The organism is Citrobacter farmeri (genome assembly GCF_019048065.1).
GTDB classification, from domain to species: domain Bacteria; phylum Pseudomonadota; class Gammaproteobacteria; order Enterobacterales; family Enterobacteriaceae; genus Citrobacter_A; species Citrobacter_A farmeri.
In genome coordinates this window covers 1,586,068-1,599,948 of record NZ_CP077291.1, presented here as the reverse complement: position 1 = coordinate 1,599,948, position 13,881 = coordinate 1,586,068, and the positions used below count along the sequence as shown (strand labels likewise).

General features: G+C 53.8%; 12 protein-coding genes. 4 read left to right on the top strand and 8 right to left on the bottom strand.

Translation table 11 applies throughout. The annotated features are described in order from the left end of the window. Window positions 1-44: 44 nt before the first annotated feature. The 6 genes from I6L53_RS07475 to fruB all read right to left on the bottom strand — a co-directional run bounded on the left by I6L53_RS07475 (window position 45) and on the right by fruB (window position 7,305). Entirely contained in the window at window positions 45-1,295 is a 1,251-nt protein-coding gene (locus I6L53_RS07475; RefSeq protein WP_042317964.1) for a NupC/NupG family nucleoside CNT transporter, read from the bottom strand. A gap of 85 nt (window positions 1,296-1,380) precedes the next feature. After that, on the bottom strand, window positions 1,381-2,316 hold the full coding sequence (locus I6L53_RS07470) for a pseudouridine-5'-phosphate glycosidase (protein ID WP_042317963.1): 936 nt from the start codon (window positions 2,314-2,316) through the stop codon (window positions 1,381-1,383). After that, window positions 2,304-3,245, bottom strand: a complete 942-nt coding sequence (locus tag I6L53_RS07465; protein ID WP_042318072.1) for a pseudouridine kinase — start codon at window positions 3,243-3,245, stop codon at window positions 2,304-2,306. The genes I6L53_RS07470 and I6L53_RS07465 overlap by 13 nt, the downstream gene beginning before the upstream one ends. Before the next feature lie 283 nt (window positions 3,246-3,528). Further along, entirely contained in the window at window positions 3,529-5,220 is a 1,692-nt protein-coding gene (gene fruA / locus I6L53_RS07460) for a PTS fructose transporter subunit IIBC (protein ID WP_042317961.1), read from the bottom strand. 16 nt (window positions 5,221-5,236) lie between these two features. Next, complete coding sequence (gene fruK / locus I6L53_RS07455) at window positions 5,237-6,175, bottom strand: 1-phosphofructokinase (RefSeq protein WP_042317960.1); 939 nt, start codon at window positions 6,173-6,175, stop codon at window positions 5,237-5,239. Then, window positions 6,175-7,305, bottom strand: a complete 1,131-nt coding sequence (gene fruB / locus I6L53_RS07450) for a fused PTS fructose transporter subunit IIA/HPr protein (RefSeq protein WP_042317959.1) — start codon at window positions 7,303-7,305, stop codon at window positions 6,175-6,177. The genes fruK and fruB overlap by 1 nt, the downstream gene beginning before the upstream one ends. Window positions 7,306-7,674: 369 nt before the next feature. Between fruB and setB the strand changes: the two genes are divergently transcribed. Then, window positions 7,675-8,856: a sugar efflux transporter SetB gene (setB, locus tag I6L53_RS07445; RefSeq protein WP_042317956.1), complete on the top strand. Its 1,182-nt coding sequence runs from the start codon at window positions 7,675-7,677 to the stop codon at window positions 8,854-8,856. On the opposite strand, the gene I6L53_RS07440 is transcribed toward setB, so the two are convergent. After that, window positions 8,853-9,107 (bottom strand): YkgJ family cysteine cluster protein, encoded by a 255-nt coding sequence (locus tag I6L53_RS07440; RefSeq protein ID WP_042317955.1) that lies wholly within the window; start codon window positions 9,105-9,107, stop codon window positions 8,853-8,855. The two genes, setB and I6L53_RS07440, sit on opposite strands and share 4 nt — an antisense overlap. 151 nt (window positions 9,108-9,258) lie before the next feature. Here I6L53_RS07440 and yeiP point away from each other — a divergent pair, with 151 nt between their 5' ends. Continuing rightward, entirely contained in the window at window positions 9,259-9,831 is a 573-nt protein-coding gene (yeiP, locus tag I6L53_RS07435) for an elongation factor P-like protein YeiP (protein ID WP_042317954.1), read from the top strand. A gap of 57 nt (window positions 9,832-9,888) precedes the next feature. Here the strand turns inward: yeiP and uxuA are convergent, their stop codons facing one another. Beyond that, on the bottom strand, window positions 9,889-11,079 hold the full coding sequence (gene uxuA, locus I6L53_RS07430; RefSeq protein ID WP_042317953.1) for a mannonate dehydratase: 1,191 nt from the start codon (window positions 11,077-11,079) through the stop codon (window positions 9,889-9,891). Window positions 11,080-11,284: 205 nt separating this feature from the next. Here uxuA and I6L53_RS07425 point away from each other — a divergent pair, with 205 nt between their 5' ends. Further along, entirely contained in the window at window positions 11,285-12,751 is a 1,467-nt protein-coding gene (locus I6L53_RS07425) for a mannitol dehydrogenase family protein (RefSeq protein ID WP_042317952.1), read from the top strand. Window positions 12,752-12,867: 116 nt separating this feature from the next. Further along, window positions 12,868-13,854, top strand: coding sequence for a CobW family GTP-binding protein (locus I6L53_RS07420; protein ID WP_042318069.1), 987 nt, complete (start codon window positions 12,868-12,870; stop codon window positions 13,852-13,854). Window positions 13,855-13,881 lie beyond the last annotated feature (27 nt).

The window sequence follows — 13,881 nt, the reverse complement described above, 5'->3', positions numbered from 1 at the left end:
CTCCAGGCCGGATAAGGCATCAACCGCCGTTCGGCAAACTCACGCTATGCCAGTCCAATAAAGAACCCGGCAATGGTCGCACTCATCAGGTTAGAGAGCGTGGCTGCGGCCAGCGCACGCATACCCAACTGGGCGATTTCCGGCGCGCGCTGAGGGGAGATGGCAGAAAATGCCCCGACCACCACGCCAATAGAACCAAAGTTGGCAAACCCACACAGCGCAAAAGAGATAATGGCAATAGTTTTCACATCCAGAGTGCCGCCATCCTGCAGGTAAGGCGAGAGATTGAGGTAAGCGACAAATTCGTTGATCGCCAGTTTCTGCCCAATCAGGCTCCCTGCCAGGGTGGCATCACTCCAGTCAACGCCCATGATCCACGCCAGCGGGGCTAACACCCAGCCAAAGATCCCTTCAAGCGTCGCATGGCCATAGCCGAACCAGCCGCCAATACCACCGATAATACCGTTGATCAGCGCGATAATCGCAACAAACGCCATGACCACCGTCGCCACGCCAGCGGCAATCTTCAGCCCAGTCATCGCTCCGCTTGCTGCGGCTTCAATGATGCTTTTGGGTGGCGTCTCGGTGAAAGAGAGGTTTTCGAAAGTGACTTTTGACGCTTCCGTTGCCGGACTCAGAATACGGGCAAAGAGGATCCCGCCCGGAATCGCCATCAGCGAGGCAGCCAGCAGATAATCAATCGGCACGCCCATGCCGGCGTAACCAATCATCATCGAGCCCGCAATCGAGGCCATCCCGCTGCAAATCGCGGTAAACAATTCATTGCGATTCAGACGGTCAATAAACGGCTTCACGATTGCCGGGATCTCGTTCTGGCCGAGGAAAATCGTCGTGACCGCAACAAATGATTCAATTTTGCTGATGTTCAGGGCTTTCTGGAAAATTCCGCCCAGAATGCGAATCAGCAGCCCCATCACGCCGATGTAGTACAGCAGGCTGATCAACGCGGTGACGAAAATAATGGCGGGGAGCACGCGGAAGGCGAAGATGAACCCGGCGCCATCAAACAGCACGTCCATTTTTGGCCCAACCAGAGAACCAAAGATAAAGGCGCTGCCCGCGTCGCTGTAAGACATGACCTTATGCACGCCCAGCGCGGCCTGCTCGACCAGCCATTTGCCCGGCGGGAAATAGAGCATGATCCCGCCAATCGCGATTTGCAGTACCAGCGCAGCGCCCACGGTACGTAAGCTGATGTGCTTTTTATTCACCGACAGTAAGTATGCGATCACCAGCAATACCGCCATACCCACAACACTTCTCATTATATCCATAATGATTTCCCTTCATGCCAGGAAACCCGGCGCGAAGCCAGGTTTTGGTGGTTTCGGGCGACCGCGAGCTGCCCGTTCGTTATGATCAGGCGAGGCGTTGATATTCCTTCGCGATCTCGCAGGCCAGTACGGCGTTGTTAAACACCAGTTGAATGTTGGACTTCAGGCTGTCGCCGCCGGTTAATTCAGCAACGCGCGCCAGCAGGAACGGCGTACTTTCTTTGCCGACAACGCCCTGCTCTTCCGCTTCCCGAACGGCCTGGTCAATCGCCGCGTTGATTTTCTCTTCCGCCATGGCATAGGTTTCCGGGATTGGATTGGCAACCACCAGACCGCCGTTCAGGCCGGTTTGCCATTTCACCGCCATCGCACGGGCAATTTCCTTCGCGCTGTCGAGACGAATACTGACTTCAAACGGACTGGTGCGGCAGAAAAATGCCGGTAACGCGGTGGTCTGATAGCCAATGAGTGGCACACCGAACGTTTCTAAATATTCCGTGGTTAAACCTAAATCGAGAATAGATTTCGCGCCGGCACAAACCACGGTCACATTGGTATGGGCCAGTTCCTGTAGATCGGCGGAAATATCAAATGTATGTTCAGCACCGCGATGAACACCGCCAATACCCCCGGTAGCAAAAACGTGAATACCGGCAAGGGCGGCAATAATCATGGTCGAGGCAACGGTAGTCGCGCCATTTTTTCCTGCAGCCACTACAAACGGTAAATCACGACGACTGACTTTAGTGACGCTATGTCCTTCGCGACCTAATAATTCAATTTCTTCTTTACTCAACCCGACTTTCATGACTCCGCCAATAATGGCAATCGTTGCCGGCACGGCTCCATGTTTACGGATTGTTTCTTCAACTTCAATTGCCGTCTGCGCATTTTGTGGAAAAGGCATACCGTGAGAAATAATCGTCGATTCAAGCGCAACAATCGGTTTTTTACTATTAATAGCGTCCTGGACTTCTGGCGAAATATGCAGTAATTCAGAGGAAAGCGTTAATTCAGACATTCTGTGTTCTCCACAAGGGTTTTAACGTTCGCAACAGATAATTCAGGGTTGTTGGTATATTCACTGGCCAGCGCCATCGAAGAACAACCCTGTGCAAATCGGATAGAATCAATGAAAGGCATACCGTCAACCCAGCAGGAAGCAAGTCCCGCCATCATGGCATCTCCCGCTCCGGTGACGTTAACTACATGGGTTTTTATTGGTAGCGACCAGCCGCTATCACCGTCTCTTTCACTGTAATAGACCCCATCACCGCCCATACTCAGCACCAGACGATTCAGGCCACGCTCGTGGAACCAGGTAGCGACTTTTGCGACATCTTCACGCCCTGAGAGCGCAATGCCACTGAGGGTTTCCGCCTCAAGACGGTTGGGTTTAAGCGTGTGGATTTGGGCTAAACGCTCGCGGATTTTCACGCATTTCCACGCCGATACCGGATCAACAAATACCGGCACATTCCCCACGTTATCCAGTAACCAGGCCAGCGTCTGTTCACTGATGTTACAGTCCGCCACAATGACACTGGCCCCCCGGATGAAATCGAGATGCTGAGCCAGAAACGCCGCCGAAATATGTTCGGTAATGCTCATATCATTGATTGCCACCAGCATTTCACCGGTATTATCGAGAAGCGATAAATAACTTGAAGTATTCTCACCGGCGACAATCAGGCAATTATCTACATGCACACCAGACTGATTCGTCTGCGCCAATAATGATTGGCCATAGAAGTCATTGCCAACCGCTGTCATTAGCCAGGAGTTTTTCCCGAGGAGGGCAAGATTATGGGCGATATTGCGACCGACTCCGCCCGGCGTAAATTTAATTTTTCCTGGATTTGAGTCCGCATAATTTAAAGAAGCATGCGAATATCCTGCAACGTCCATATTGGCGGAACCAATCGTAATGATGTATTCCTTTTCTCGCATAGCACATCTCCTGGTATGAAAATACCATGACAATGAGATCGTTAAGACTATTCACGGCTCAAACAACTTATTAGAGCACATGTTTATATTCAAACATGTGTTCATAGTAAGCTTGTTTTTATGAAAGTAAACGCACTGACAAGGATAAAAACCGCCAGATATGAACAGAATCACAATTTTTTATAGATACAGTTTGTAAGCGAGAAAAAATTTGCGAGGAAGGACACAGAATGAAGATAAAAAAAGGACAGAGAACCCTCTGCCCTTGTATGAAGCGATGACATTATGCTGCTTTGGCGACAGCATCCTCTTCCGGACGTTTCAGGAAGGCATAAGCCAGACCCGCCACCAGCGTACCGGCAACAATGGCAATCAGATATCCCAACACCGGGGTAATCGCCCCTGGAATCAGCAGAACAAACAGACCGCCATGTGGTGCCATCAGTTTTGCGCCAACCGCCATTGAGATAGCGCCCGTCAGCGCACCACCAACGATACAGCACGGCAGAACACGCATCGGATCGCGCGCGGCGAAAGGAATGGCCCCTTCAGTGATAAAGCACAGACCGAGTACCAGCGCCGCTTTACCCCCTTCCTGTTGCGCCTTGTCGAACTTACGACGCGCAACAATCGTTGCCAGACCCAGCGCCAGCGGTGGCACCATACCTGCCGCCATAATGGCCGCCATTGGCGCATACGTTTGTGTACTCAACAGACCCACACCAAACGCATATGCCGCTTTGTTAACCGGGCCACCCATGTCGGTACACATCATCCCACCAAGGATCGCGCCCAGCAGTACCGCGTTCGCCGTCCCCATGGTTTGCAGCCAGTGCGTTAACCCTTCAAGGATCCCGGCGACCGGTTTGCCGATGAGGTAGATCATGGCCAGACCGACCACGAGACTTGAGATCAGCGGAATGATAAGGATCGGTTTCAACGCTTCCATACTCTGCGGCAGCTTCAGCTTCGTGCTGATGGCCTTCGCCACATAGCCTGCGAGGAAACCCGCTATGATCCCGCCAATAAAGCCAGAACCGGTGCTAACAGCTAACATACCGCCAATGAGACCCGGCGTCAGACCCGGACGGTCAGCAATCGAGAAGGCAATATACCCCGCCAGAACCGGCACCATCAGCGCAAAGGCTGAACCGCCGCCAATCTGCATCAGCGCCGCCGCCAGCGTCCCTTCAACTTTGAACGCTTCGATACCAAAAGCAAAGGAGAGCGCGATGCACAAACCACCGGCAACCACCATCGGCAACATGTAGGAAACGCCCGTCAGCAGGTGACGATACGCGCCTGCACTCTCTTTTTTCCCTTCATTCGCCGCCGCCTGCGCTTTGCCGGTTGGCTCATACACCACGGCTTGTGCTACGGCGTTGTCCAGTTCCTGCGCGGTTTTCTTCAGCGCCAGACCGGTAGACGTACGATACATTGGCTTACCGGCAAATTTTGCCAGATCCACTTCAATGTCTGCCGCCACAATGACCAGATCCGCCTGCGCCACTTCTTCCGGCGTAATGGCATTGCCTGCGCCCACAGAACCACGGGTTTCGACTTTTACCCACCAGCCACGTTTTTTCGCTTCGGTTTCAATCGCTTCCGCTGCCATGAAGGTATGCGCGACGCCTGTCGGGCACGCCGTCACGGCCACGACACGTTTCGGACCATTGGTCGTGGCTACGGGCGCTGCGGCAACCGGTGCGCTGTAAGGCTTAGCGTGACCTTTGGCTTCGCTAAGAAACAGTTCAGGGTGCGCAACTGCCCGGGCAATATCGCCCAGCCAGACTTTCTTGCCGTTCAACGCGTTGTCATTAGGAATGGCATCGGCCAGAACGATCGCCAGTTCAGCGTCATTTGGATTGTCGATGATATCCAGATTTGCTTTATGCGCCGCCGCACCGAGCAGAGTTTTCGCCATGTAAGCGCGGGCCTGCCCGAGATTAGCGTCAATAATCAGCAGCGTTTTCATTATGCCTCTCCTGCTGTCAGTTAAACGGTTGTAAGTCGACACGCGCCATCATTGCGGCCAACTGCGGACGATCGGTAATACCGACATTGCTCTGACTGACCGCCAACGCAGCGACGGCTGTCGCCAGACGCAGCGTATGTTCGCTGGATTCGCGCATTAGCAGACCGTAAATCAGGCCGCCAACCATCGAATCCCCGGCCCCCACGGTGCTGACCACATCCACCGAAGGTGGTTTGGCGAGCCATTCTCCTGAGGCGTTCACCCACAGCGCACCTTCAGCGCCCAGGGAGATCACCACATGCGCGATACCTTGTTCACGTAATGCGTGCGCCGCCTCAATGACATCTTTCATTTCCGGCAGCTTGCGACCGGCCCAGATTTCCAGTTCGCGGCGGTTTGGTTTCACCAACCACGGCGCGGCTTTCAGTCCCGCAACCAGTGCTTCACGGCTACTATCAAAGATAATGCATGGACACTGACTACGCAGACGCGTCATCCAGTCCGTAAAGGCTTCCGGGCTTACGCCGGACGGCAGACTGCCGCTAACGCAGACCATGTCGAACTGACCCAACCAACTCAGGGAATCATTAACAAAACGCTCCCAGTCGGCGGGGGTGACCTCAAAACCAGAGAAGTTGAAATCAGTGACTTCGCCATCTTTTTCCGTCAGCTTGACGTTGATGCGAGTACGTCCTTGCACCACCTGAAAACGGTTAGCAATGCCCAGTTCGCTGAACAGTTGCTGAAAGCCATCCTGGTTATCTTTGCCCAGGAAGCCGCCGACCGTCACGTCGATCCCGAGATCCTTCAGCACTTTGGCTACGTTGATCCCTTTTCCCGCAGCGTGCAGACCGGTGGTTTTCACCAGGTTAACTTCACCGCGTTCGATTTCTGGACAAAAGCCAACCAGATCGTAGGCCGGGTTTAGCGTGATGGTAGCAACACGTCTGCTCATTATGCGCCCTCCCCGAGACCGGCAGCGATAGCCTCACCAATCGCTTTCAGCGCCTGTTCAGCATCAGCCCCCTGCGCCGTAAAGCGCAGGCGATGTCCTTTCTTCACGCCCAGCGCCACTACTTTCATCAGACTACGTCCATTTGCTGGTTTGCCGGTTCCATCAAGGTTTGCCACGGTAATTTCACTGTTAAATTGTTTAATCGTATTGACCAGCATGGTCCCCGGACGGGCATGCAGGCCGTGCTCATTACGAACGACAAACTCGGCGTTCAGCACATCATCAGTCAATGCATCATCGCTGGTCAGCAGCGCCAGTACGGTGGCTGCGTCAGCGTTCAGCAGGCGGTCAGCTTTCATGTCCAGCAGCAGATCGCCCAGACGCTTCAGCACCGCAACGGGTTGATCGTCAGCCATGGCGACGGTCACCAGCAGTGCCGCCTTTTCACCCTGGGCATCAAAGGCATTCGCTGCGCGACTCACCGCGATAGCGCTGCACAGGTTGCCTTCAGCACTGTCGCTCAGCCAGATCCCCTGACCCAGGTTCATTGGCCGTTCGTTAATCACTTTCGCGACAAACGTCGCATCGACCGCACCCGCCTCTTTCAGCCGCGCCGCGTTCAACGCCTGCAACGTCACTAAGTCAGTTGCCGCAACATCCAGCATCAGCGTGTCGTTGTCGAGCTTCAGTTGTTCACTCTGCTTTTCACCCATCAGCAATGCACGCAGTTCTTCAGCAGTAGTTGCTGACTTAAGCTGTTCAGCCACGGAATCATCACTCAGCACGTGCGTCAGCTGACGTAGCAAGCCAAGGTGTTCATCGGAGCTGGCGGCAATACCAATCGCCACGTATGCCACCTGACCTTCCCCCCAGGTTACCCCCTGCGGAAACTGAAAAACCTGAACGCCGGTTTTCAGCACCTGATCGCGGGTGTCGGTGGTGCCGTGTGGAATAGCAATCCCGTTACCGAGAAAAGTGGAAGTCTGCTGCTCGCGAGCGAGCATGCCGTCTACGTAACCGTCCGCTACGTTACCGGCCTGCACTAACGCAGCGGCAACCTGGCGGATGGCTTCTTGTTTATCTCCGGCCTGCTCGCCCGGATGAATGTCCTGAACGGATAACTGAAACATGGTTCTCCTCTCCTGCTGAATTGAAACGATTCAGCTTACATGAGAAAAAAGACGCTATACGGTTCCCTCAACTGAAACTCGACAGCGCTGAAACGTTTCAAGAAGTCTTGCTCTTTCTGCTTCAGCACGCAAGGAAAGTTGCATTTTTGATCGCAAAATTTAGAAGCAATGCACATTTTTGCCTCATTAGCGAAAAGGTGCTGAAGCAAATACAGCGCTATTTCGCTTAAGGTTCAGCAGCGTCAGCCAGGCACACTAGCAGAGTGAAATGCCATTTTGATTTTTCGTGGCGATTTTGATTTAGTCATCTGTTTATTTTCAACTAAGCGGCGTAAACTCCGCGTCTCATCACACTATTGATACCAGAACATGCACAACACCCCCGCTGCCGCCTCGCCAAAAACGTTTGACCTGACGTCTACGGCCTTCCTTATTGTCGCCTTTCTCACCGGTATTGCTGGCGCACTACAAACCCCCACGCTGAGTCTTTTTCTGACCGATGAAGTCCACGCGCGTCCGGGAATGGTCGGTTTCTTTTTTACCGGTAGTGCTGTGATAGGCATCCTGGTGAGCCAGTTTCTGGCGGGACGTTCAGATAAAAAGGGCGATCGCAAACATCTGATCGTCTTCTGTTGTGTGCTGGGCATGCTGGCGTGCGTGTTATTTGCCTGGAATCGTAACTACTTTATTCTGTTGTTTATCGGGGTATTTCTCAGCAGCTTTGGCTCGACCGCCAACCCGCAAATGTTTGCTCTGGCCCGTGAACATGCTGATCGTACAGGCCGCGAAGCGGTGATGTTCAGCTCCATCCTGCGTGCCCAGGTTTCACTCGCGTGGGTGATAGGTCCGCCGCTGGCTTACGCACTGGCGATGGGTTTCAGCTTTACCGTGATGTACCTCAGCGCCGCAGTGGCGTTTGTAGTTTGCGGCGCGATGGTGTGGTTTTTCTTACCGTCTATGCGTAAAGAAACCGCTCTGGCAACCGGTACGCTGGAAGCGCCGCGTCGAAACCGTCGGGATACCCTGCTGCTGTTTGCGATTTGCACATTAATGTGGGGTACCAATAGCCTGTATATCATTAATATGCCGTTGTTTATCATTAATGAGCTACATCTGCCGGAGAAACTGGCGGGCGTGATGATGGGGACGGCGGCCGGACTGGAAATCCCGACGATGCTGATTGCCGGCTACTTCGCAAAACGTCTGGGTAAACGCCTGCTGATGTGCATTGCAGTCGCCGCTGGCTTTTGCTTTTATGCAGGCATGCTGGTCGCGCACTCCCCTGCTGTGCTGCTGGGTTTACAACTGCTGAACGCGATTTACATCGGTATTCTCGGTGGGATCGGCATGCTCTATTTTCAGGATCTGATGCCGGGTCAGGCAGGTTCAGCGACAACGCTTTACACGAATACCATCCGCGTCGGCTGGATTATTGCCGGATCGCTGGCGGGTATTGCCGCTGAAATCTGGAACTACCATGCGGTTTTCTGGTTTGCGCTGGTAATGATTATCGCCACCATGGTCTGCCTGACGCGCATTAAGGATGTTTAAGGCGCTGTCAGCGCCTCCAGTTCAATAAGCCAGGTCATTGCCTGATGGGACGATTCGCCACACATTTCGGTACTTGGCAGCAATCCCGAGCACACCTTTGGCCGCAGCGGAGACGTGAAAATTTTACATCGCTGATGTTCATCAAGCTGGATACACCGCGTGTTGGCAGGCTTGCCCTCGGGCATGCCGGGGATGGGGCTGGAAATCGATGGCGCGGTGCAACACGCCCCACAATCCGGACGGCATTCCATAGTCTGACTCTCTTTATTGTGACCACCGGACAGACGCGCACAGTAGCACCTTTTTTGCACCCGCAAAAGTGCGAATTCCGCTTGCCTGAATGACCCGGCGCGAGTAGTTTGACGCGATAATTTAGCTAATCTCTATAACAGGATCTTTTCGATGCCAAGAGCGAACGAAATCAAAAAAGGTATGGTACTGAATTACAACGGCAAGCTGCTGATTGTGAAAGATATCGATATTCAGTCCCCGACCGCCCGTGGCGCAGCGACGCTGTACAAAATGCGTTTCTCCGATGTCCGTACCGGTCTGAAAGTGGAAGAACGTTTTAAGGGTGACGATATTGTGGATACCGTCACTCTGAGCCGCCGTGGCGTCGACTTCTCCTATGTCGATGGCAACGAATATGTGTTCATGGATAAAGAAGATTACACGCCCTACACCTTCACCAAAGATCAGATCGAAGAAGAACTGCTGTTTATCCCGGAAGGCGGAATGCCGGATATGCAGGTATTGACCTGGGACGGCCAGCTGCTGGCTCTCGAACTGCCGCAGACGGTGGATCTGGAAATCGTGGAAACCGCTCCTGGCATTAAAGGGGCTTCCGCCAGCGCACGCAACAAACCCGCGACGCTGAGCACCGGCCTGGTCATTCAGGTTCCTGAATACCTGAGCGCCGGTGAAAAAATCCGCATTCATATTGAAGAGCGCCGTTATATGGGCCGTGCGGATTAAGTTTTGCGTATACGTAAAAAGGACAGCCTGAACTGTCCTTTTTTGTCACTTGCGATCTTACAGCAGGTCGCGGAACTGGGTCATTTTCAGCGCCAGTTCAACACCGCGCACTTCCGCCAGCCCTTTCAGACGCCCAATCGCAGAATAGCCCGGATTGGTTTTCTTGTGCAGATCGTCCAGCATCTGATGACCGTGATCGGGACGCATCGGAATTGGACGTAAATCGCCCGCCTTCTTACGGCGCTGCTCTTCGGTCAGAATCGCCGTCACCACCGCCACCATGTTCACATCACCCTGCAGGTGCGCGCCTTCATGGAAGGTTTTCGGGTTCTCTTCGCGGCACGTCGAACGCAAGTGGGTAAAGTGGATACGATCGCCAAAGGTTTCGATCATTTTCACCAGATCGTTATCCGCGCGAACGCCGTATGAACCCGTGCACATAGTAAAGCCGTTATAGATGCTGTCGACCGTCTCTTTCAGCCACTGCATATCTTCAATGGTAGAAACAATGCGCGGTAACCCGAGAATCGGACGCGGCGGATCGTCCGGATGCACTGCCAGACGTACGCCCACTTCTTCCGCCACCGGCACAATCGCACGCAGGAACACTGCCATATTGTCGCGCAGATCGTCTTTGCTGATACCGTCGTACTCGGCCAGACGCGCACGGAATTGATCGAGGGTATACCCCTCTTCCGCACCAGGTAAACCGGCAATGATATTGCGGGTCAATTTTTCGATATCCGCCTCGCTCATCGCAGTGAAATACGCCGATGCCTGACGTTGTTCTTCGTCGCTGTAGTCCGCTTCAGCTCCCGCACGCTTGAGGATATGCAACTCAAAAGCGGCGAAGGCTATCTGATCGAAACGTAGCGCTTTCGAGCCGTCCGGCAATTCGTACTCAAGGTCGGTACGCGTCCAGTCCAGAATCGGCATGAAGTTGTAGCAGACAGTGTCGATGCCGCAGGCCGCGAGGTTGCGTATGCTCTGCTGATAATTCGCTATCCATGTTTGATACTGACCGGAGCGGGTCTTGATCTCTTCATGAACCGGAATACTTTCAACAACCGACCAGGTTAACCCTTTTTCTGCCAGAATAGCCTGACGTTTTGTAATCTCTTCAATCGGCCATACTTCGCCGTTCGGAATGTGGTGCAATGCCGTCACAACGCCCGTCGCGCCAGCCTGACGCACATCATCAAGTGATACCGGATCGTTAGGTCCGTACCAACGCCAGGTTTGTTCCATTGCTTTACCTCACAAAGTTGTTATACCAAATTGCTTTACCTGAATGACGACTACCATACAGGCTTCGGCGAAGTGATCAATAAAAGGGGCATGATTGATTGATCCAGCTCACATTCCCTGGATAAATTCGGCTTACCAATTCAATTTGTTGTCATATAACTTTACACTGGCGTTGTTAATTTATGGTTAATCAGGTGTGTAATAAATGACTACAATTGCCTCAGCACGACTGCCGGATGGCGTACAAATGCCTCACTATGACCGCCAGCAGCTTAAAACGCGCATGGTGCATTTCGGTTTTGGCGCCTTTCACCGTGCGCATCAGGCATTACTGACCGATCGGGTGCTGAACGCCCAGGGCGGAGATTGGGGAATTTGTGAAATCAGCCTGTTCAGCGGTGACACGTTGATGAGTCAACTCCGCGAACAGGATCATTTATACACCGTGCTGGAAAAAGGCGCAGACGGCAATCAGGCGATTATCGTCGGTGCCGTCAACGAATGCCTGAACGCAAAGCTCGACTCGCTCGCCACGATTATCGAAAAATTCTGCGAACCCCAGGTGGCGATTGTCTCACTGACCATTACCGAAAAAGGGTATTGCATCGATCCGGCCACCGGTACGCTGGACCTGACGAATCCGCGCATTATTCACGACCTGCAGTCGCCTGACGAACCCCATTCCGCGCCCGGTATTCTGGTAGAGGCGCTGTCACGTCGACAGGCGCGCGGGCTGGCGCCATTCTCGGTGCTCTCCTGCGACAACATTCCTGATAACGGCCACGTAGTGAAGAATGCCGTACTGGGGATGGCGGAAAAACGCGCTCCCGCGCTGGCAAGCTGGATCCGTGAACACGTCAGTTTTCCCGCCACCATGGTCGATCGTATTGTTCCGGCCGCTACAGAGGAATCTCTGGCTGAAATCACCCGCGAGCTGGGCGTCGCCGATCCTTGCGCCATCAGTTGTGAACCGTTCATTCAATGGGTGATCGAAGACAACTTTGTCGCCGGTCGTCCCGCGTGGGAAGCCGCAGGCGTGCAGATGGTCAGCGATGTTCGCCCCTGGGAAGAGATGAAACTGCGCATGCTTAATGGCAGCCACTCGTTTCTCGCCTATCTCGGTTATCTTTCAGGGTTTCAGCATATTAACGAGTGTATGCAGGACAACGCCTTTCGCGAAGCCGCGTACCGACTGATGATGAATGAACAGGCGCCGACGCTCACTATTACAGACGTGGATTTAACCGGCTACGCGCAAAGCCTGATTGAACGCTTTGCCAATCCGGCGCTGAAGCATAAGACCTGGCAAATCGCGATGGACGGTAGCCAGAAACTCCCGCAACGAATGCTGGCGGGTATTCGTCTCCATCTGGCGCGTGAGAGCGCATGGCCTTTACTGGCGCTCGGTGTGGCGGGATGGATGCGCTACGTCAGTGGCATCGATGATGCCGGCGCGACCATCGACGTTCGCGACCCGCTGAGCGATAAAATCCGCGCAATCGTCGCCGCCAGTCGTGAGGAGCAACGCGTCGTGGCTCTACTCACCTTACAGGAAGTCTTTGGCAATGACCTCCCGCATAATCCTGATTTTGTCCAGGCGATTGAAGCAGCCTGGCAGCGTATCGCGCAACGCGGCGCGCATCAGGCGGTGATTGATACGCTAAAAAATTAGCAATTTCTGCCATTAAGGCGAACGGGGCCTGTCTTCGTTCGTCCCGCCCTTCTCTTTTTCGCTTTTTTTCGCCAGGATTAATGGTAATCGTTACGGCACATCATTCTGGAGCAGGCGTGACCAAAACTAACCTTATTACTGGTTTCCTCGGCAGTGGAAAAACCACTTCAATTCTTCATCTGTTAACGCACAAAGATCCTGCCGAAAAATGGGCGGTACTGGTCAATGAGTTCGGTGAGGTTGGCATCGACGGCGCCCTGCTTGCAGACAGCGGCGCGTTGCTCAAGGAGATCCCTGGCGGCTGTATGTGTTGCGTGAACGGCCTGCCCATGCAGGTTGGATTGAATACCTTGTTGCGTCAGGGAAAACCAGACCGCCTGCTGATCGAACCGACAGGACTCGGGCACCCGAAACAGATCCTCTCCCTCCTCACCGCGCCAGTGTATGAGCCCTGGATAGACCTTCGCGCCACGCTGTGCATTCTTGATCCGCGCGGGTTGCTGGATGAAAAAATCGTTGCCAATGAGAACTTCCGTGACCAACTGGCTGCGGCAGATATCATCGTGGCGAATAAAACCGATCGCGCAACGGCAAAGAGTGAACGCGCTCTGCAGACCTGGTGGCAGCAGTTTGGCGGTAATCGTCAGTTAGTGCAGGCCGAACACGGTCAGATTGATGGGCAATTGCTGGACTTACCGCGTCTGAATCTGACTGAACTGCCCGCCAGCGCAGCGCATTCGCACAGCCACTCAGAAACGCGAGGGCTGGCGGCACTGAGCCTGCCGACGCAGCAGCGCTGGCGTCGTAGCCTGAACAGCGGCCAGGGGCATCAGGCCTGCGGCTGGATTTTCGATGCTGATACCATCTTTGACACCATCGGACTGCTGGAATGGGCTCGTCTGGCGCCCGTTGGCCGGGTGAAGGGGGTCATGCGTATTCCGGAAGGCCTCGTGCGCATTAACCGCCAGGGTGAGGATCTGCACATTGAAACGCAGAACGTCGCACCGCCAGACAGCCGCATAGAACTGATTTCCAGTACTGAGGCAGACTGGAATACATTACAGAGCGCATTGTTGAAGCTTCGTTTAGCTGTACACGCGTAAGGTTGCCTGCGATTTATTGAACAGTGA